Annotated in this window: 17 protein-coding genes; 8 read left to right on the top strand and 9 right to left on the bottom strand. The window is 66.6% G+C overall.

Translation table 11 applies throughout. The annotated features are described in order from the left end of the window. Positions 1 to 83: 83 nt before the first annotated feature. The 3 genes from L0963_RS14495 to cydX are packed head-to-tail and all read left to right on the top strand — an operon-like array spanning position 84 to position 2,952. The gene (locus tag L0963_RS14495) at positions 84 to 1,664 is read left to right on the top strand and encodes a cytochrome ubiquinol oxidase subunit I (RefSeq protein WP_062903186.1); all 1,581 of its coding nucleotides are present in this window, start codon (positions 84 to 86) and stop codon (positions 1,662 to 1,664) included. A gap of 13 nt (positions 1,665 to 1,677) precedes the next feature. Next, a complete protein-coding gene (cydB, locus tag L0963_RS14490) occupies positions 1,678 to 2,826 on the top strand; it encodes a cytochrome d ubiquinol oxidase subunit II (protein ID WP_234180233.1) in 1,149 nt (382 codons plus the stop codon). A gap of 15 nt (positions 2,827 to 2,841) precedes the next feature. Beyond that, a complete protein-coding gene (cydX, locus tag L0963_RS14485; protein WP_003044383.1) occupies positions 2,842 to 2,952 on the top strand; it encodes a cytochrome bd-I oxidase subunit CydX in 111 nt (36 codons plus the stop codon). Between the two features lie 74 nt (positions 2,953 to 3,026). On the opposite strand, the gene L0963_RS14480 is transcribed toward cydX, so the two are convergent. From L0963_RS14480 to L0963_RS14470, 3 genes are read right to left on the bottom strand one after another with little or no spacing between them, the layout of a single operon-like run. Beyond that, positions 3,027 to 4,439, bottom strand: a complete 1,413-nt coding sequence (locus L0963_RS14480; RefSeq protein WP_234180231.1) for an efflux transporter outer membrane subunit — start codon at positions 4,437 to 4,439, stop codon at positions 3,027 to 3,029. After that, entirely contained in the window at positions 4,439 to 7,636 is a 3,198-nt protein-coding gene (locus L0963_RS14475; protein WP_062902277.1) for an efflux RND transporter permease subunit, read from the bottom strand. The genes L0963_RS14480 and L0963_RS14475 overlap by 1 nt, the downstream gene beginning before the upstream one ends. Next, the gene (locus L0963_RS14470; protein ID WP_234180230.1) at positions 7,633 to 8,823 is read right to left on the bottom strand and encodes an efflux RND transporter periplasmic adaptor subunit; all 1,191 of its coding nucleotides are present in this window, start codon (positions 8,821 to 8,823) and stop codon (positions 7,633 to 7,635) included. The genes L0963_RS14475 and L0963_RS14470 overlap by 4 nt, the downstream gene beginning before the upstream one ends. A 146-nt stretch (positions 8,824 to 8,969) precedes the next feature. Between L0963_RS14470 and L0963_RS14465 the strand changes: the two genes are divergently transcribed. After that, the gene (locus L0963_RS14465; RefSeq protein WP_165760685.1) at positions 8,970 to 9,554 is read left to right on the top strand and encodes a TetR/AcrR family transcriptional regulator; all 585 of its coding nucleotides are present in this window, start codon (positions 8,970 to 8,972) and stop codon (positions 9,552 to 9,554) included. On the opposite strand, the gene L0963_RS19840 is transcribed toward L0963_RS14465, so the two are convergent. Beyond that, positions 9,460 to 10,674: a glycosyltransferase gene (locus tag L0963_RS19840; protein WP_234180227.1), complete on the bottom strand. Its 1,215-nt coding sequence runs from the start codon at positions 10,672 to 10,674 to the stop codon at positions 9,460 to 9,462. The two genes, L0963_RS14465 and L0963_RS19840, sit on opposite strands and share 95 nt — an antisense overlap. Positions 10,675 to 10,845: 171 nt before the next feature. Between L0963_RS19840 and L0963_RS14455 the strand changes: the two genes are divergently transcribed. Genes L0963_RS14455 through L0963_RS14445 form a run of 3 tightly spaced genes read left to right on the top strand, consistent with a single transcriptional unit; the run spans position 10,846 to position 13,482 of the window. Further along, complete coding sequence (locus tag L0963_RS14455) at positions 10,846 to 11,769, top strand: hypothetical protein (protein WP_234180225.1); 924 nt, start codon at positions 10,846 to 10,848, stop codon at positions 11,767 to 11,769. Then, entirely contained in the window at positions 11,766 to 12,296 is a 531-nt protein-coding gene (locus tag L0963_RS14450) for a DUF2141 domain-containing protein (RefSeq protein WP_062902273.1), read from the top strand. The genes L0963_RS14455 and L0963_RS14450 overlap by 4 nt, the downstream gene beginning before the upstream one ends. 4 nt (positions 12,297 to 12,300) lie before the next feature. Further along, the gene (locus tag L0963_RS14445; RefSeq protein ID WP_217373327.1) at positions 12,301 to 13,482 is read left to right on the top strand and encodes a glycosyltransferase; all 1,182 of its coding nucleotides are present in this window, start codon (positions 12,301 to 12,303) and stop codon (positions 13,480 to 13,482) included. Here the strand turns inward: L0963_RS14445 and L0963_RS14440 are convergent. The 4 genes from L0963_RS14440 to L0963_RS14425 all read right to left on the bottom strand — a co-directional run bounded on the left by L0963_RS14440 (position 13,437) and on the right by L0963_RS14425 (position 18,231). Next, complete coding sequence (locus L0963_RS14440) at positions 13,437 to 14,237, bottom strand: DUF2334 domain-containing protein (protein ID WP_234180224.1); 801 nt, start codon at positions 14,235 to 14,237, stop codon at positions 13,437 to 13,439. The two genes, L0963_RS14445 and L0963_RS14440, sit on opposite strands and share 46 nt — an antisense overlap. A 128-nt stretch (positions 14,238 to 14,365) precedes the next feature. Next, positions 14,366 to 16,759: a TonB-dependent receptor domain-containing protein gene (locus tag L0963_RS14435; RefSeq protein WP_234180223.1), complete on the bottom strand. Its 2,394-nt coding sequence runs from the start codon at positions 16,757 to 16,759 to the stop codon at positions 14,366 to 14,368. Beyond that, positions 16,738 to 17,673, bottom strand: coding sequence for a FecR family protein (locus L0963_RS14430; RefSeq protein ID WP_217373324.1), 936 nt, complete (start codon positions 17,671 to 17,673; stop codon positions 16,738 to 16,740). Before L0963_RS14430 ends, L0963_RS14435 begins: the two co-directional genes overlap by 22 nt. A gap of 36 nt (positions 17,674 to 17,709) precedes the next feature. Beyond that, positions 17,710 to 18,231, bottom strand: coding sequence for an RNA polymerase sigma factor (locus L0963_RS14425; RefSeq protein WP_234180222.1), 522 nt, complete (start codon positions 18,229 to 18,231; stop codon positions 17,710 to 17,712). Positions 18,232 to 18,386: 155 nt separating this feature from the next. Here L0963_RS14425 and L0963_RS14420 point away from each other — a divergent pair, with 155 nt between their 5' ends. Beyond that, positions 18,387 to 19,463 carry an endonuclease/exonuclease/phosphatase family protein gene (locus L0963_RS14420; RefSeq protein ID WP_217373322.1) on the top strand — a complete coding sequence of 359 codons (1,077 nt, stop codon included), beginning with the start codon at positions 18,387 to 18,389 and terminating at the stop codon, positions 19,461 to 19,463. Here the strand turns inward: L0963_RS14420 and L0963_RS14415 are convergent. Continuing rightward, positions 19,445 to 20,128, bottom strand: a complete 684-nt coding sequence (locus tag L0963_RS14415) for a hypothetical protein (RefSeq protein WP_062902266.1) — start codon at positions 20,126 to 20,128, stop codon at positions 19,445 to 19,447. The genes L0963_RS14420 and L0963_RS14415 overlap by 19 nt on opposite strands. Positions 20,129 to 20,246: the final 118 nt, after the last annotated feature.

Below are 20,246 nucleotides of genomic sequence, written 5' to 3'. Positions count from 1 at the left end.
TATTCACACATTCCCATATTCATTAAATGACGATGCCGCAAGCCGTGCGGCACCCCGCCGAGTCGCTGTTCAGGAGTGGCGCCATGGACCTGGCCGTAGTCGAATTATCCCGCCTGCAATTCGCCCTTACGGCGATGTACCATTTCCTCTTCGTTCCGCTGACGCTGGGGCTTTCCTTCATGCTGGTGATCATGGAGAGCATCTATGTCATCACCGAAAGGGAAATCTGGCGTACCATCACGCGTTTCTGGGCCCGCCTGTTCGGGATCAACTTCGTCCTCGGGGTCGCGACCGGCCTGACGATGGAGTTCGAATTCGGGATGAATTGGTCCTATTATTCGCACTATGTCGGCGACATCTTCGGCGCGCCGCTCGCGATCGAGGGGCTCATGGCCTTTTTCCTCGAGGCGACCTTCGTCGGGCTGATGTTCTTCGGCTGGGACAAATTGTCCAAGCAGCTTCATCTCCTCGTCACCTTCCTCGTCGCGCTGGGTTCCAATCTTTCGGCGCTTTGGATTCTGATCGCCAACGGCTGGATGCAGAATCCGGTCGGGTCGCGCTTCAATCCCGACACGATGCGCATGGAAGTCGTCGACTTTTATTCGGTGCTGTTCAACCCCGTCGCGCAGGCGAAGTTCGTCCACACGGTCAGCGCCGGCTATGTCACCGCCTCGGTCTTCGTTCTCGGCATTTCGGCCTGGTATCTGCTCCGCGGCCGTTACACCGCGCTCGCGAAGCGCTCGCTGACCGTCGCCGCGGCCTTCGGCCTCGCCTCCTCGCTGTCGGTGGTCGTCCTCGGCGACGAATCGGGCTATGCGCTCACCGATCATCAGAAGATGAAACTCGCCGCGATCGAGGCAATGTGGCACACCGAAATGGCGCCCGCCGGGCTCACGCTCTTCGGCCTGCCGTCGGTCAAGGACCGCGAGACGCGCTATGAAATCAAGATACCCTATGTCCTCGGCCTGATTTCGACGCGCAGCCTGACCGGGCAGGTCCAGGGGATCAACGAACTGGTCCTCCACGCGCAGGAACGCATCGAAAGCGGCAAGCTCGCCTATGGCGCGCTCGAGGATCTGAAGGCCGATCGCACCAACGCAACCGCGCGCGCGATCTTCGAGGCGAACCGCAGCAACCTCGGCTATGCGATGCTGCTCAAGCGTTATGTCCCCGATCCGCGCAACGCGACCGCCGACCAGGTCATGCAGGCGGCGTGGGACACGGTGCCCAACGTCCCGGTCACCTTCTGGCTGTTCCGCTTCATGGCGGGGCTCGGCTTCTTCTTCATCGGCTTCTTCGCCCTCGCCTTCTATTATGCGACGGTGCGGCGCTTCGATGTGAAGTGGTTCCTGCGCGCCGCGGTGATCATCATGCCGCTGCCGTGGCTGGCCGCCGAAATGGGCTGGGTGCTCGCCGAATATGGCCGCCAGCCATGGGCGATCGAGGGCGTGCTGCCGACCTTCCTCGGCGCATCGAGCCTGACGGTGGCGCAGGTCTGGACGACCATCGCGGCCTTCACCCTGCTCTACAGCGCGCTCGCTTTCATTGAGGTGCGGCTGATGCTCGCGGCGATCCGCAAGGGCCCCGAGTCCAAGCGCGGCCGCGACCTTGCCTCGGGCATCGAACCCACCGACGCGGGCTATACCCCGCTGCCGGCCGAATAAGGAGGATCAGACGATGGCGATTCCCTTCGACTATGAAACGCTCCGCCTGATCTGGTGGCTGCTTCTCGGCGTGCTGCTGATCGGCTTCACGCTCACCGACGGCTACGACCTCGGCGTCGCCGCGCTGCTGCCCTTCATCGCGCGGACCGACGAGGAACGGCGGCTGGCAATCAACAGCATCGCCCCGACTTGGGAGGGGAATCAGGTTTGGCTGATCCTAGGCGGCGGCGCGATCTTCGCCGCATGGCCCTTTGTCTATGCGATCAGCTTTTCGGGCTTCTATCTCGCGATATTCCTTGTCCTCGCGGCGCTGATCCTGCGCCCCGTGGCATTCAAATATCGCTCGAAGCACGACGATCCCGCCTGGCGCAGCCGCTGGGATTGGGCGCTGTTCGTCGGCGGTTTCGTCCCCGCACTGGTGTTCGGGGTCGCGGTCGGCAACGTCCTTCTGGGCGCACCCTTCCGCCTCGATAGCGACCTGCGCGCCTTTTACGAAGGCTCGCTGCTCGGCCTCTTTTCGCCCTTCACCTTGCTCACCGGCCTGCTGTCGGTGGCGATGGTCGTGCTGCACGGCGCCGGCTGGCTCGCGCTCAAGGCCGAGGACGGCGTCGTGATGGACCGGGCGCGCCGCTGGGGCAAGATCGCCGCGCTGCTCGTCATCGCGCTGTTCGCAATCGGCGGCGCGATGGTCGCCACGATGAACATTGGCTACCGGCTGGAGGGCGAACTCGATCCCGCCGGCCCCTCGAACCCGCTGTGGGTAACGTCAGTCCCGGCGGCGGGCGCATGGCTCGACAATTATGGGCGCCACCCGTGGATGCTGCTCGCGCCGATCCTCGGCTTCCTGGGCCCGATCCTCGCCTATGTCGCGATCGCCGGGCGCAAGCAGAGCCTGCTCTTCGTCGGCTCGGCGCTCGCGGTGGTCGGGATCATCTCGACGGTCGGCCTGTCGATGTTCCCTTTCATCCTGCCCAGCTCGATCGACCCGCATTCGAGCCTGATGGTCTGGAATGCCTCGTCGAGCCACCTCACCTTGTGGATCATGCTCGTCGTGACCCTGATCTTCCTGCCCATCGTCCTCGCCTACACGGCGTGGGTGCTCAAGGTGTTGTTCGGCCGCGTCACGCTCGACGATGTTCGCACCAACCCCGATTTCTACTGACCGGAGGAACACGCCATGTGGTATTTTACCTGGGTACTCGGCCTCGGCCTCGCGGTCGGCTTCGGCATATTGAACGGCTTGTGGCACGAATTCCACTCGCCCGCCGACGACGACGCGACGCTCTGACCAGCGGCACAGCTATGAAAAAGGCCGGCGCAGTCCATGCTGCGCCGGCCTTTTTGTTTAGCCAGATTGACGCCTTACGCGGCGCCGTCCTGCCAGCCGCCGCCCAGCGCGAGGAACAGCGCGACCAGATAGGTCGCGCGCTGCTGTTCGGACTGGGCGATGCTCGCCTGGATCTGCGCCAGCGAGCGTTCGGCATCGAGTACGACCTGAAAATTCTCGCGCCCCGCCTGATAGCGAAGCCGCGCGATCCGCGCCGCCTCGCCCGCTTCATCCGCTGCACGGCGTAGCGCCGCAAGCCGGTCGAGTTCGCCGGCATAGTTGGCGAGCGCACTTTCGGTTTCCTGAAGCGCGCCGAGCCAAGTGCCGTCGAAGGTCGCCAGCGCGGCATCGGCGCCGGCCTCCGCCTGCTTCAGCCGCGAACGCGCGACCGCGATGTTCGGAAAGCTCCACGAAATCAGCGGCCCGATCGAAAAGCGGAAGCTGTCGGACTTGCCCAGCCCCGACACCGCGTCGGCGGTCGATCCGACCGACCCGCCGATGCTGATGCTGGGATAAAGATCGGCGGTCGCAACATTGACGCGCGCCGCGGCGGCGGCGAGCTGGCGCTCGGCCCGGCGAATATCCGGGCGACGGGCGAGCAGCGCTACGCCGTCACCGACCGGAATCGGACGGTCGAGTTCGGGCGGCGCCTGGCATTGCAGCGCGGCCTGCGGCGCTTCGGCGGGCGGCTTGCCGGTCAGCAGCGCAAGGCGATAGAGCGCCCCGGCGCGCTGCGCCTTCAAGGTCGGCAGCGTCGCGCGCGTCTGTTCCAGCAGCGCCCCCGCCTGCCCGGTGTCGAGCCGCGTCGCGCGTCCGCCTTCGAACAGCCGGCGCGTCAGGTCGAAGGTCTGTTCCTGAATGCGCAGCGTTTCCTCTGCCACCGCAAGCTGGCGGTTGTAGGCGCAGACGTCAGCATAGGCGCGCGTCGTTTCCGCCGCGACCGTGATGCGCGTCAGGTCGAAGGCCGCCTGCACCGCGTCGGCATCGGCGCGGCTCGCGCGGATCGCACTTTCGACGCGCCCGAACAGATCGACCTGGTAACCGATGTCGAGCCCGACATCATAGCTTTCGCCCTCGACCGGGCCGATGCCGGTGACGCTGCCCGGCTGGCGGGCATAGGTGCCGCTGGCGCTTATTCCGGTGGTCGGCAGGCGCCCCGCTCGCGATTCCTTCAACACTGCGCGCGCCTGCGCCAGATTGGCGGCGGCGACGCGCAGATCGGTATTGGCGGCCAACGCCTCTTCGACGAGCGCGTCGAGCGTCGGGTCGCCGAACAGGCTCCACCAATGCCCCGCCGGCTGCTCGCCGGTGAAGGCGGGCGATTTGCCTGCCTCGAGGAAAGGTGTCTGTCCGGGAGCGGCGGGGGTCGGCGACACATAGGCCGGACCGACGGCACAGCCCGACAGTGCAAGCGCGGCGGCACCGGCCAGCAGGACATTACGGCTCATCATGGCATCTCCAGCGGCGCATCGCCGCCCTTGTTGGTGCGGCCGCGCGCGAACCATTGCTGGACGCGATAGCCCAGCTTGCGCGACACGACGTAGAAGATCGGCGTGAAGATCAGCCCGAATATGGTGACGCCGAGCATGCCGAACGTCACCGCGGTGCCGAGTGCCTGGCGCATCTCCTGCCCCGGCCCGCTTGCCACCGCGAGCGGGATGACGCCGAAGATGAACGCAAAGCTGGTCATCAGGATCGGGCGCAGGCGCGACTGCGCGGCGTGAACCGCGGCGTCGAGCGGAGCCATCCCCTCCTCTTCCTCCGCCTGCTTGGCGAATTCGACGATCAGGATCGCGTTCTTCGCCGCGAGCGCAATCAGCACGACCAGCCCGACTTGCGTCAGGATATTATTGTCCATCCCGCGCAGGTTCACGCCAAGCATCGCCGCCAATATGCACATCGGCACGATCAGGATCACCGCGAGCGGCAGCGGCAGCGATTCATATTGCGCCGCCAGCACCAGGAAGACGAAGACCACCGCGAGCAGGAAGATCAGCACCGCGCTGCTCCCCGCCTGCTTTTCCTGATAGGCAAGGCCCGTCCATTCATAGGAAAAGCCCTGCGGCATCGTCTTCGCGGCCAGTCCCTCCATCGAGGTCAACGCCGCACCCGATGAGACGCCCGGCGCCGCCTGTCCCTGCAGTTCGACCGCGGGGAACAGATTGTAACGCACGACGCGGGTCGGACCGCTGTCGTCGCGGAAGGTCGCGACCGACGAGAGCGGAACCATCTCGCCCGACGAGGACCGCACCTGCAATCGGCCCACATCCTCGATCCGGCTGCGCGCGCTTGGTTCGGCCTGAGCCGTGACGCGGAAGGTGCGGCCAAGGAAGTTGAAGTCGTTGACATAGGTCGAGGCAAGATAGGTGCCGAGCGCGGCGTAGACCTGGCTCGGGTCGACGCCCAATATCTGCGCCTTGTCACGATCGACATCGGCGAAGATGCGCGGGCTTCCGGTGTTGAACAGCGAAAAGACCTGCGTGACGTCGGGCACCTGCTGCGCCCCGCCCATCATCGCCTGCGTCACCTTTTCAAGGTCGCGATAGTTTTGCCCCTCGCGCGCCTGCAGCATCATGGTGAAGCCGTTGCCGTTACCGAGGCCCTGCACCGCGGGCGGCGCGATGACGAAGGCGTTTGCTTCAGGGAGCGCCATCGCGAGGACGCCCGACAGCTTGCCCGACAATGCGCTGGCGCTCAGATCGCTGCCGCGCTCGCTCCAGTCCTTCAGACGGATGAACATCGTGCCCGCGTTCGATGCGGTCGAAAAGCTCGCGCCGTCGAGCCCCGAAAAGGTCGCGATGCTCTCGACGCCGTCGATCTGCGACACCGTCTTCTGCGCGCGCGCCAGCACCTCGCTCGTGCGATCGAGCGACGCGCCGGGCGGAAGCTGAACCACGCCGATCAGCACGCCCTGATCCTGATCGGGGATGAAGCCCGTCGGCGTATCTGCGAGGCGCCAGCCGGTCGCGGCGAGCAGTACCGCATAGATGCCCAGCATCAGCGCCGTCTTGCGGATCAGCGACGCGGTGGTGGTGCCATAGCGTTCGGACAGTCGGTCGAACCCGTCGTTGAACCTGTTCGCGGCGCGGCGGACCACGCGCATGATCCGGTTTTTCGGTTCGGCGTGATGCTCCTCGTGTGGCTTTAGCAGCAGCGCCGCCATCGCGGGCGACAGGGTAAGCGACGTCAGCAGCGAAAAGACCGTCGCCGCCGCGATCGTTACCGCGAATTGCTGATAGAAGATACCGGGGATGCCGGGGATGAAGGCCGTCGGCACGAACACCGCGACAAGGACGAGGCCGATCGCGATCAGCGCGCCCGACACTTCGCTCATCGTCCGGTGCGCGGCTTCGCGCGGGGTGAGGCCCTGACGAATATGCTTCTCGACCGCCTCGACGACCACGATCGCGTCGTCGACGACGATGCCGACCGCGAGCACCAGCGCGAACAGCGACAGCGAGTTGATCGAAAAGCCGAGCGCCAGCTGCACCGCAAAGGTGCCGATGAGCGCCACCGGAATCGCGATGATCGGGATGATCGCCGCGCGCCAGGTCTGCAGAAAGACGAGCACGACGATGACGACGAGGATGATCGCCTCGATCAGCGTTTCCTGCACCGCGCTCACCGACGCCTGCACATATTCGGTCGGGTTGAAGGGGATCTGATATTCCAGCCCCGGCGGGAAGTCCTTCGACGCCGCCTTGACCTCGTCGAGCACCAGCTTCGCGGCATCGAGCGCGTTGGCGCCCGGCTGCTGGATCACCGCCATGCCGACGCCCGGCTGGCCGTTGAAAACGCCGCGCACGCCATAATCCTGACTGCCAAGCTCGACCCGCGCGACGTCCTTCAGCCGCGTGATCGCGCCATTCTGCGTATCGGTCTTGATCACGACATTGGCGAATTGTTCGGGCGTCACGAGGCGTCCCGGCACTTCGACCGGAAGCTCGAACGCGGGATTGCCCTTGCCATAGGGCGGCGCGCCGACCGAGCCGCCGGCGACTTGGACATTCTGGCTCTGCAGCGCCGCGACAATCTCGGTCGCGGTCAGGTTGCGCGCGGCGGCCTTGTCGGGGTCGATCCACACGCGCATCGAATAATAGCCGCCGCCGAAAATCTGCACCCCGCCGACGCCCTTCAGGCGCAGCAGCCGGTCGCGCAGCGTCGAATTGGCATAGTTGCCGACATAATCGAGGTCGATCGCCGGATCGGTCGTCGTCAGCGCGACGATCATCAGGAAGCCGGTTTCCTGCTTGTTCACCTGCACGCCGATCTGGCGCACCTGTTCGGGCAGGCGCGGTTCGGCGAGCGCAACGCGGTTCTGAACGAGCACCTGCGCCGCATCGAGGTCGGTGCCTGGCTGGAATGTCACCGTTATCTGCGCCAGACCCTGCGTCGAGGACGACTGGATATAGAGCATATTCTCGACGCCGTTGACCTCCTGCTCGATGGTCGACGACACCGTTTCGGCGATCGTGTCGGGCGAGGCGCCGGGATAGGATGCGGTGATGCTGATCGTCGGCGGCGCGATCTCCGGATATTGGGCGAGCGGAAGCTGCGGATAGGCAAAGGCGCCGATCAGCGTGATGAAGATGGCGATGACCGCCGCGAAGATCGGGCGGTCGACGAAAAATCGGCTGAAATTCACTGTGCGCCGCCCTTGCCCGCTGCAGCGCCCGCCGCGGCAGGCTTCGCGGCCGCCTTGGCGGGCACGACCTTGCCATCGGCACCGATCCGGCCCGCCTCGATCTTCGCGGGCTTGCCCGGCATCGCGCGCTGGATGCCGCCGACGACGACGCGATCCTTGGCGGTGATGCCCGAACGGATCACGCGCAGCCCGTCGATGACGGGGCCAAGCTCGACCGGGCGCGCCTGCACCACATTCTTGTCGCCGATCACATAGACCAGGCGCCGCGCCGCATCGGTGACGATGGCGGTGTCGGGAACCATGACGGCGGCGTGCGGCGCCGAAGCCGCAAGCTGAAGCTGGCCGAACATGCCCGGGCGCAGCTTGCCATCGCGGTTGGGCACGACGGCGCGGACGGTGATCGTCCCCGATCCGTTCGACAGTGCGTTGTCGACAAAGTCGATCCGGCCCGAAATCGCATAATCCTGCTGTCCTTGCAGGCGGATACGCACCGGCGCGCCGTCGAGCTTGTCGCCGCGGCGTTCATAGCCGAGCAGGCTCGCCTCGGAACCCTGGAAGCTGAAATGGATGGGGCTCGTCGACACGATCGTCGTCAGCACCGTCTGATCGGCGGTGACCGCATTGCCGGGATCGACCAGCCGCTGCGAAATACGCCCCGAAATCGGTGCGGTCACGCGCGTGAAGCCGACGTTGAGCTGCGCCGATCGCACCGCGGCCTGCGCCGCCGCCACATCGGCTTCGCCGGCGCGCACCGCGGCACGGCGCTGCTCGACCTCCTCGGTACTCGCCGCTTGCGATGCGGCCAGTGTCGCCGAGCGCGCGAATTCGGTTTTTGCGTTCGCCAAGGTCGCGTTGGCGCGCGCCAACTGCGCGCGCGCCTGATCGAGCGCCGCCTGGTTCGGGCGCGCATCGATCGAAAAGAGAAGCTGCCCGGCCCGCACATATTGGCCGTCGGCAAAGTGTACGCGCTGCAAATATCCCGAGGCGCGCGGCCGCACTTCGACACTGTCGATCGCTTCGAAACGGCCGACAAAATCATCCCACTCCGTCACGTCGCGGACGAGGGGCTGAGACACGGTGACGGGAAGCGACGGCGGACCGCCCTGTCCTTGGTCGCCGCCGCCCGAACAGGCAGCCAGCGCGAACGAAAGGCACAGGACGGGCGCGAGGAGAAAGCGCTTTTGCATGATCTTGTCTTTTCTGTTGAAGCGTTCCGCCATCGCGCCACAGGGAGGGGGGAAGTTGCGCGATGACGGTCGCTGTCAACTAGTGGGCCGTTCATCGTAAGTCAACAGTTGTTGATTTATTCTCATTCACCATTATGGACGCAAAAATGGAGAGAAGCTCAACCATCAAGCGGCGCGATGCCGTTGCAACCCGCGCGTCGATATTGGCGGCCGCGCACCAACGCTTTCTGCGCGAGGCGTATGAAAATGTCGGACTGCGCGACATTGCGGGTGATGCCGGGGTCGATGTCGCGCTGATCAGCCGCTATTTCGGCGGCAAGGAAGGGCTGTTCCGCGAAGTCGTCAGCGACGAAGCAAAGCCGCATCTGTTCCGCGAGCCCAAAAGCATCGACGAATTACCCGGTTTTCTGGCGCAACTCGTCGCCGAAGACGACGACGCCGACCGCCATCATCGCATGGAGATGTTCGTCATCATGCTGCGCTCGGCCTCGTCTCCCAAGGCGGGCGATATCATCCGCGAACTGGTGAACCGCGACGTTCTGGAGCCGCTCGCCGGAACGATCGGCGGCGATCAGGGCGAGATGCGCGCCAATATGCTGCTGGCGATCCTGATGGGCGTCGGCGTCCTGCGGACGATCATGAAGGTCGATAATTTCGAACTCGATGCCGAAGAAGGGGCCGAGTGCGTCGAGCGCTTTCGCTGCCTGTTCGCGGCGGCGTTGACCTGCTGACCGCCGCGGCGCAACCGCCCGCCCCGGCCAGACGGTCGAAAAGATCGAGATAGCGGCGCGCAGCGAAAGCCGTGCCGAAAGGCTCGGTAACGACCGCCGGAGAAAAGGGTCGGCGATCCTGCCGGTCGATCCATTCGAGCATCGCCTCGGCAATCGCCGCCGGTTCGCGGCTGGGGACGATCGCGCCGCAATCACCGTCCGCGAGCAAATCTCGCAGGAAATGCGAACAGTCGGTGGCGATAACCGGAACGCCGCGTTCGAGCGCTTCGACCGCAACGGCAGGCCCGCCTTCGTAGCGCGAGGTAATCAGCAGCAGGTCGGCATGGTCGAGCGCCGGCCCGATCGATGCCAGGCGCGCCGGTAGCGCAATCCGGTCCGCAACGCCCAAACGCCGCGCCAGCCGCGCCAGCCGCGGCGCGTCGGGCCCGTCGCCCGCAATGGTCAGCCGCACGTCGCGATGCTTGGCCAGTTCGGCGACAACGCGCACCGCGAGACCGAAATCCTTCTGCTCGACGAGTCGCCCCGCCGCCAGCAGATGCAGCGGCCCGGTGCCCGGCACCTTCCTGGCTGCCGGCAAATTTATGATCGTGTCGATATTGGGATCGAAGATCACGCTGACCTCCGCGCGTCCCGTCAGCGCACGCACATCGTCCGCGAGCCCGGTCGACATGGCGGCGAACCAGTCGACATCGCGCGCCGCCCAACGAAAGGCCCGCGCAAGCAGCGCGCGTAGCGCCGGGATCGCCGAAGGCGCCAGCGGATTGCTGATCTTCGCCACGACCTTCGGCCGCCGCGGCAAATCGCGCACGGCGCCCGCCAGCACATGATGAAAATTGCCCGGCAGAAAGAGGACGTCCGGCCGCAGGCGAGCGATCGCCGCCGACAGCGCACGCCGCAGGCGCAGGCGCGAAAGCGGCGTTCTGGGAATTTCGGGTTCGAGGCGTTCGGTGTGTACCCCGCGCGGCACGGCGGAGCGCAGCGGACCATCGAATGTGCCGCAAAGCAAGGTGACGCGGCGCCCCTGCGCCACCCATTCGCGCGCCAGCCGCAGCGCGATCACCTCGGTCCCTCCGAACGAAAAATCGTGGAAAATGATGACGATGTGCTGCGCTCGCGCCACGCCGCAGGCCTTTCCGATGCCATACCGGCGCCCGTGTCGGACGCCCTTCCATCGACAAGACGCCGCGCGCGTCGATTTTCCGCACCGCGCCGATGCGGGATCGGCCGCGCCGCGGCGTCTGAAGCTGAAGAAGCGAAAAATCGCTGGAAACGATACTAACGGGATAAAAGCGTGAACGGATTGACGGTTGCCACAGCCCCCACACCGACGCCCCCCCTCGCCGCACTTGAGCCGCTGACACCAATCCGCAGCCGCTGGCCGGCGCTGGTCAGCGGCCTGCTCAGCCTGGCGCTGCTCGCCGGACTGATACGCGAGCTTTTGGGCGGCGGACTGGCCGCGCTGCACGAGGCGCTGCCCACCAACCCGCTATTCTATCTGGTCTTCCTTGCCATCTATGCGGTGCAGCCGCTGTCCGATCTGGTGATTTTCCGGCGGCTGTGGGGCCTGCCGCTGTCGGGCATCGTGCCGATCCTGCGCAAGCTGGTCGCGAACGAGATTTTGCTCGGCTATTCGGGGGAAGCCTATTTCTACGCCTGGGCCCGGACGCGGCTCAACATGGTCGCGGCGCCTTTCGCGGCGATCAAGGATGTCAGCATCCTGTCGGCGGTCGTCGGCAACATCTTCACGCTGGCACTGCTCGCTATCGCCACGCCCTTCGCCTATTCGCTGCTGCCCGCCGAGCATATCCGCCCGATCCTGGGGTCGGTAGGGGTCATGCTCGCCCTGTCGCTCGCCATCCTGCTCTTCCGCGGCCGCCTGTTCTCGCTTCCTGCGAGTGAACTGCGCTGGGTGTTCCTGATCCACCTCGTCCGCACCATCGCCTACACCGGGCTGCTCGCGCTGTGCTGGCATCTTGCGCTGCCGCTCGTGCCGCTCGCGCTCTGGATGCTGCTCGTGACGGGACGCCAACTCGTCGCGCGCCTGCCGCTCGTCCCCAACAAGGACATCGTCTTTGCCAATCTGGCGGTCTTTCTGGTCGGCAACGACGCCGCGGTGACGCGGCTCGTGGCTCTGACAGTCGCGCTGACCCTGCTCTGCCACGTCATCGTCTTTGCGCTGACCTGGCTGCCGCTGCGCAAGGGAGCGGCCGCATGACCCGCTTCCGCTTCCCTGCCCTCGCCGCCGCCATGCTGGCTTCAGCCGCAATGGTGCCGTCCGCACGCGCCGCGGTCTATGGCGACGCGCCCGCCTGCGCCGCGGGTTCGACAACGCCGGCGCTGCTCGTCTGGCTCGACGGGCTGAAGGACCGCAAGGGACGGATCCGGGTCGAGCTGTTCCCGAGCAACGACAAGGATTTTCTGGAGGATGATTTCGTCCTTCAGAAAGCGGGCAAGGATTTCCGCCGCATCGAATTTGCGGCCCCCGCCGCCGGTCCGGTCGCGGTGTGCATCCGGGCGCCGCGGCCTGGCCGCTTCAGCTTCGCGATGATCCACGACCGCGACGGCAAGCACAAGTTCAGCTTTTCCTCCGACGGCGTCGGCTTTCCCGGCAATCCCAAATTGGGGTGGAGCAAACCCAAATCGGCAAAGGCCGCGGTGACGCTGGGCAGCGGTGTCACGGAAATGCACGTGATGATGAATTATTTCCACGGCCTGGGCTTTTCGCCGGTCAAGAAGGATTGAGGTGATGCGGATCGTCGACGTCTGCGAATTCTATTCCCCCACCGGCGGCGGCATCCGCTCCTATGTCGACCGCAAGATGCAGTTGCTTGCCGAAGCCGGCCACGAACTGATCGTCCTCGCGCCCGGCGCCGAGGATCGCGAGGAAGTGCGCGCGACCGGCGGCCGGATCATCTGGGTCAAGGCGCCGCCGCTGCCGTTCGATGCCAATTATCGCATGTTCTGGGATGCGGCGCCGATCCATGCCTGGCTCGACCGGTTGCACCCCGATGTCGTCGAAGCCTCTTCGCCCTGGCGCCCCGCGTGGATCGTCGGAAAATGGGCCGGCGACGCCGCGAAGGTCTTTTTCCTGCACAGCGACCCGGTCGTATCCTATCCGCAGCGCTGGTTCGGACGGATCGCCTCGCGCGAAAAGATCGACGCCGCCTTCGAATGGTTCAATCGTTATCTGCGCCGCGCGATGCCGCTGTTCGACAGTCTGGTGGTCTGCGGCGATTCGCTGGGCAAGCGGCTGAGCGACCGCCACATCGGTCCGGCGCATTGCGTCGCGCTGGGCATCGATCGCGCCGCCTTTTCACCGACCCTGCGCGACGCCAGCCTGCGCGCCGACCTGCTGGCGCAATGCGACCTTCCCGAAAGCGCCATGCTGCTGGTCGGCATCGGGCGGCACCATGGCGAAAAGCGATGGGACATGGTGATCGACGCGGTGCAGGCGGCCGCCGCGCGCGAACCCGTCGGCCTGATCCTGATCGGCAAGGGACCGGCGAGCGCCGCGCTGCGCAACCAGGTCGGCGGCAATCCGCATATCCGCATGTTCCAGCCAATCTATGACCGGCCGCAACTGGCAACGCTGATGGCGAGCTGCGACGCGCTGATCCACGGATGCGAAGGCGAAACCTTCGGCCTGGTGGCGTCGGAAGCGCTGGCGTCGGGCCTGCCGTTGATCGTCCCCGACGAGGGCGGCTGTGCCGAGATCGCCCGCCCGGATTTTGCGGAAACCTATGCCGCACGCGATGCCGCCGCAGCGACGCAGGCCATTGCCCGCTTCTGCGCGCGCGATCGCGCGGCGGTCCGTCAGGCGGCGCGCCGTGCCGCCATCGCCGTCCGGTCGGACCGCGACCATGTCGCGGACCTGCTCCGCCATTATGACGCGCTGATCGCCGCGCGTTCGTCGCGAGTGGCGGCATGATCGGCCGCGAGATCCGCATAGCGGGCGACCCGGCGTCCGGCGAGCAGCGCGGCACAGCATTTGTCGATGCTGGTCACAAGGCTGGGCACATGCGCGTCGCCCGGATGCACCGCGACTCGCACGTCGCGCATCGGCTTCAGCGCATGCCGCGCGAGCGCAGAAAACAACAAGGAACTGGCAATCCGCGCCCTGCTGCGGCTTGCCCAGGTGATGACCGGACCGCGCGCGAGCACCGCGCCGGTTTGCGGATTCCACACTTTCATATGATCCTCGGCCATCGTAAATCCGGCCTGTGGCAAAGCGGACAGAGCCCCAGCTCCGTAGAGCCACGCGGGCGCGATGAAACCGGTTGCGGCAACCCCTGTCACGTCCTCAACCAGTTTCTTGGCCGCCGTCATCCGCGCCAGCGCGGTGGCATGGTCAAGGCCGAGGAACTCGCCCTCGCCCGCCGTCATGTGGCGCGCGCGGAAGCCGTCGAGCGCTCCGCTGTGCCGGCTGTCGTCGCGATGCTCCCAGCCATGCACAAACATTTCAACACCCGCGTCGGCCCAGCCGCGCAGGCGGCTCTGAAAGCCCCGGTCTTCGGCGATCGGCGCGCTGTCCCAATGGTCGGGAACGACCAGCATCGCGACCTTCGGCCCACCAATGTGGCGGACGAGTTGATCGAGCAGGCGATCGACCTCGTCGGCGAAGCGCGGGCTGACGTCGTGGATCGAGGCGAGGAATTTGCGCGAGGATTTATCGGAGGGCCGCATGACTGACATGTCCTTGATGGCGATGGTCTATCGCTTGCTTGTCTGGGGCAGCCGCAACGCGGACAAGGCGCCCCGCACCCGTGCCGCGCCCGCAAAGGCGCCGCCGCCGCGCGCGGCTGAACCTCCGTTCAAAAGGCTGCATCCAGGCCAATCCTGACGGTGCGGGGCCGCAGCGGCGTTTCCTGCCGACCGGCGACCACAGTGAAGGGGTTCCCATAGGAAAAGCGGTTACGATCGGCGTTGAACAGGTTCGTGACACCTAGCGCAAAGCCGAAACGCCCGCGCTCGAGACGCAGGTTCAGAGCCGTGTCGACATAGCGGCCCTGGCTGATGTCGAGCAGATTGCCGACGCCGAGATAGGATTTGCCGACATAGCGCGCATCGGCGGCAATCGACAGGCGGGCATCGGCGCCGACGCTCTGCACCCAGCGCGCGCCCACCCGCGCGCCCCACTGCGCGATATTGGGCAGATCATTGTCCTCCGCCCGCGCATAGGCCGGTGCGGCCTGGGTCAGGCTGCTGTGGTTGAGAAAGGCGCTGCCGTCGAGGCGCAGCGACGGGGTGGCGTTCCACGTCGCAGACGCGCTGAATCCGAGAATCGAACCATTGCCGATATTGTCCGTGTAGGGAAAACCCTGCGCATCGACGAGGTCGGCCTGGATCGATTCCCAGCGCGCGTATGAGCCCGACAGCGCCACGCTGAGCGGATCATGATCGGGCGCGCCCCGCCGCGCGCCGAGTTCGAACGTCGCAATGGTGTCCGACTGGAAGGCGACCGCGCTTCCCGGGCTGCTCACCGACAAGCCGCCGGGTCGGAATCCCTCCTGATAGCGCCCGTAGATCAGCCACCCGCCCCCCGGCTTCCAGCGCAGCGACGCGGCGGGTACGAAATAGTCGACGGCGCGGCGCGGTTCGGGCGGGTTCGGGTTGGCGGGATCGATCAACTCGCCCGAAAAACGCGTATGGGCGTAGCGGCCGCCGAGGCTGGCGCTGAGCCGCGGCGCCAGGCCGAAGGTCCATTCGCCGAACAGCGCCACCTCGCTGCGTTCGTTCAGAATATCGGCAATCGGGGCGGGCGCGGCGGGGTCGCCAAGCGCGCGCCGGGTCCGGTCCTTCCCGTCGGTGATGCCGATCCCCGCGATCCAGCCATGCCCGTGCGCGCCCTGCCGCGACAGCGTGGTTTCATTGGCGTGCTGGCGGATCCCAATATCCTGCGTAAAGGCCAAGGGGTTCCCGCCGCCGAGCGCCGACGCATCGAAGCGGTTCGCCAGATCGTGCGACACGATCGCACCAGTCGATCGCAGCACCAGCGGACCCCAGCTTCTTTCGACCGTCGCGTAAAGCAGCGAATAATCATTGTCGAAGGGCTGCGCGATCAGGCTCTGCCGCGTCAGGTCGGGCAGCCCGGCCTCCGAATATTGACCGTCGCGCGTCTGGATGTCCTGCCGCACCCAGCCCGCATCGATCGTCCAGCCGTCGCCCGGTGTCACACGCAGCGCCGCGCGCCCGCCGAAGATGCGGCTGCGGTTGACGTTGCTCAGCCCGCGGGCGCTGTCGTCGATATAGCCGCCATCGATGCGATGATAGCCGACGACACGCAGCGCAGCACGGTCGGTCAACAGCGGCAGGTTGAGCGTCGCCGCCGCATCGTGGCTGTCGGCGCCGTGCTGGGTCAGTGCATAGCCCGCTTGCATCCGCGCCGTGAAACCGCCGCTATCGGGCTTTGCCGGATCGATGCGGATGATGCCGCCGAGCGATCCGGCGCCGTAAAGCGTCCCCTGCGGCCCTTCCAGCACCTCGATCTTGTCGATGTCATAGAGCGCGATGTCGGGATCGGGCGCGTTATAGTTGAGCCGCGCGTAGCCGAAATATTGCCCAACCGTCGCCTGCGTCGGGCCGGTGAAGCTTGAATCGGCGACGCCGCGAATGAACAGTTTGTTGCGGCCGGGGCCGAGGTTGGTCGAATTGACCGACGGAAGCTGGCGCACGATGACGTCCGAACCATGCTGCCCGGGCGCGCCCGCGAAACTGTCATCGAGGCGCATCACCGTGACCGCAGCGGGATAGTCGGCGAGCGAGGTGTCGCGCTTGCTGGCCGTGACGATAATCTCTTCGGGCGGCGCGGAGTCGGCCGGGCGCGGAGCCGCGGGGCGCGGCGCCGGGCGGCGCGGCGGCGGTGCCGGGCGCGCCCGGACGGGGACGCGCACAATGCGAAAGCTGCGCGAGTCGATGATCGTCACGCCCAGCCCGGTGCCGCGCAGCAGCCGCGCGAGCGCGGTTTCGACGTCCATCGTGCCGGCGACGCGGCGCACCCGGATCTCGCCCATCGCAGGATCGGCAAGCGCGACGCTGACGCCGCCCTGGCGCCCGAGGTCGAGGATCGCCTGGTCGAGCCGGCCGGCAGCGATGGCAAAGCGATGCGTCTCGGCGGCATGGACCGACGCGGGGGCCAGAGCCGCCACGAGGCTGGCCGCCGCCCATTGCCTGTAACGCTGCACCATCAGTTCGCGGTCAGTCGCCACTCCTCGCCGACCTTGCGGGCCGAAACGCCCATCAGGATCGCGATCTTTTCTATAGCGGCCCTATCCTTGCCGTCGATCAGGATCGTGCCCGTAAAGGTGCGATCGGCGATGGCGGGATCGACGGCGATCGGGGCGCCAAGCGCGCGCGACAGGTCGGGTGCAATATCCGACAGCGGTGTCGCGGTGAAATCGAGCCGACCCGTCTTCCACCCCGCCACCGTTGCGGGATCGACGCGGGTGACGACCGGCGCCGCGCCGCTATGTGCGATGTGCAGCCGCTGCCCCGCGCGGAGCAGCAGGGCCGCGCGATCGGGATCGAACATCACCGCACCTTCGGCAACGCTCACTTCGGCACGTCCGTCCTCGCGCGCGACGTTGAAGACCGTGCCGATATCGCGGAGCCGCATATCGCCCGATACGACGGTGAAGGGATCGGCCGGATCGTGGGTGACGCGGAACACCGCCTCGCCGCTTTCGAGCGTGGCGATGCGCGGATTGCGGCGGTCGAGTGTCACGCGCGTTCCGCCGTTTAAGTCTATCACCGTCCCGTCGTCCAGCGTCACGCTGCGCTGCTCGCCGAGCGCGGTCTCGACCGCATAGGTCGGCACCGCGACGCGGTAGACCGGCCATGCGCTCACCGCGACAAGCAGCGCGGCGGCGACTGCACCAGAGCGGCGGAAGAATCCGGGGGCATTGTCGTTGGCAGGCGCGGCGTCGGGGCGATCCGCGGCCAAGGGGCGCGCGGCGAGGGCCTCGGTCATCGCCGCATCGGCGATCGCTACCCGGTCATAGGCTGCGGCGTGCGCCGGATCGGCCTCCAGCCACGCGGTGAAGGCGGGCCAATCGGCATGCGCGGGGTCGCGCTGCCGGACGAACCAGCCCACCGCTTCCTTTTCTGCCGCGCCGTTTGCCATGCCTAAAACCGTCCCTTCGCAGCTAGGACGGTATGGTCAGTCATTTTCCGCATCGAGTTTGTCACGTAATTGCAATACGGCCTTGTAGGCCTTTTGTAGATGTTTTTCGACAGCGCTCAGGCTGAGGCCGAAATGCGCGGCAATATCGCGCTGCGGTGTGCCGTCGATGCGGTAGCTGCGGAAGATGCCGGTGGTCGGCTCGCCCAGTTCGTCAAACAGCGCCGCGACGCGGGCAAGCTCGCTCTTCGCGATCGCCGTGCGCTCGGCCGATGGAGCCGGCGACGCCTCGCCCGCGTCGCCCGTTGCCAGCGCGCTCCACGCATCGTCGCGCCGCTCGCGGCGCTGCGCCGAGCGGCGGCGATCGATCACCAGATTGTCGGCGACCCGATAGAGATAGGAGAGCGGATCGTCTGGAACCGCCGCGATCCCGCCGATCTTGATCCACAGATCCTGCAGAATATCCTCGGCGTCCGACGCGTCGCCGCAGCGGGCCCGCACGAAACGTTCCAGCGCTGCGCGGTGGGCCAGGAACGCCCCATCCAGACCGTCGGCGATCATGCGTCGCCCATATCAATGCCGCGCGCAAGCCGCAATCGGATCACGCCCATCGATCGGCAATGCGACGCTTTTTTCGTGCCGATGCGGAAAATCGCGCGCGGCGTCGTCCATTTGACAGGGGCAATGGTCGAATTGCGTAGCGGGAGTCTTGCCCCATGTCCCAAATCCTGTCCCGCCGCGCGCTCCGGATCGCTGCGCTGGCGGGGGCGTTTGCCGCAAGTTGCACCGCCACCGCCGCGCCGTCGCCAGCCTCCGCAACGCCGATCAGTGTCCTCACCTACAATATCCATGGTCTTCCCTGGCCGCTTGCCTGGGGGCGCAGCGATGATTTCGGACAGATCGCGGCGCGGCTGCGCGCGATGCGGCAGGCGGGAATCCAGCCGCACATCGTCGTGCTGCAGGAAGCCTTCACCCGCTCCGCCCAGCGGATCGGCGCAGAAAGCGGCTATCGCTATGTCGTGGACGGCCCGGCCGCCGCCGATCGAAGCAGCCTGCCCGCAACCGACGCCGACCGCCGCTTCGCTGCCGCGGCATCGTGGTTCAAGGGCGAGCGGTCGGGCAAGCTGCTCGGCAGCGGGCTGCAACTGCTGTCGGACTATCCGATCCTCGCGGTACGCCGCGCGCCCTTTCCGGCCTATGCCTGTGCCGGTTATGACTGCCTTGCCAACAAGGGCATATTGATGGCGCTCGTCGCGGTGCCGGGCGCGGCAACGCCGGTCGTCGTCACCACCGCACATTTCAATTCGCGCGGCGCGTCGGGGGTTTCGGATGAGCGCGCCGACTATGCCTATCGCCGCCAGCTCGACGCTGCCGGACGGTTCATGGCGCAAAGCCCATGGCATCGCTATCCGATCATCTTTGCCGGTGACTTCAACGTCGGCAAGATCGCGCCGCGCGCCCGCGCCTTCGCGTCGGCAACGGACGGCTGGTGGGGAAATGGCCGCACCGGCGCGCTCGACGATGCGATGCACGCCTGCTCGCGCAGCACAAGCGGCCTCCCCCGCGCCGCGCTCGAAAGCTTTCGCCGCTCGAAGGACTGGCAATTATTTGCATCGACACGCTTTGCCGCGCTCACCGCTGAAGCCATATCGGTGCCGTTCGGGCGCGGCGCCGACGGCCGCATGCTGTCCGACCATATCGGCTATGTCGCGCGCTATCGCCTCGCGCCCCTTGCGAGGCCGCTCGCGCCGACCGCCGCACGCGGCCCGCTCGGCTATGTCCGTTTGAAATAGGCGATCAGGCGATCGATCGACGGCCGCGCAGCCTGTAACGCCTGCTCGGTGGCGGCATCGTCGCGCCGCGCCGCGCCCTCCCGTGCCGCCTTCAGTGCTGCACCCATCTGGCCCGCCAGCGCCGGGTCGCCGACGTCGCCCGCAATGTCATCCCAATGCTGGCCGGCCATTGTCATCGCGGCATCGACCCCGGACCAGTCCGGCCGCGCCGCCGCAAGACGCGCGGCCCCGGCCAATTGCGCATAATCAATCAGCGCCATTGCCGTTGTCGCCTTCGACACCGTCGCCATATCCTCGACCAGCGCGCGATAGATTTCGAGCGCGGCGAGTCCGGCACCCTGCCGGTCGTCCTGCCGCGCGGCGGCATCGAGCGCCGCGAGCCGCGGCACGATCGCCTGCTGCGCCGCTGCCCCGAGCGACGCGTGGACGCCTTTTTCGGAATAGATGGCGGTAGCGACGCGAGCGCGAAACTGCCCGGCCGATTCGTCCGGCGCCGCCACCGCGACATCGCGAAAATAGCCGGCAGCGGCATGTTTGAGCGGATCGGGATCGACCGCATAATCGGTAATGCCCGCGCGCGTCGTCAGCGAGAAGGTCGCAATCGCCTGATCGGAGGGCGAATGCGGTGCGCCGCAGGCTGCGAGAGTCAGCAGAGGCAGGATCATCGCGCCGCGCGGCAAGCGAACATGGAGCGGAAAATCGTATAGAAAATTTGGCAAAGGCCTATCCTTTGCCCGGAAGACGTCGCGGGGGCGGCAAAGCCGCACTCCCCGCTCGTCCCAA

Source organism: Sphingopyxis sp. NFH-91 (assembly GCF_021401285.1).
GTDB classification, from domain to species: domain Bacteria; phylum Pseudomonadota; class Alphaproteobacteria; order Sphingomonadales; family Sphingomonadaceae; genus Sphingopyxis; species Sphingopyxis terrae_A.
Note: the sequence above shows the minus strand (reverse complement) of the source record. Positions and strands in the feature narration are given on the sequence as shown.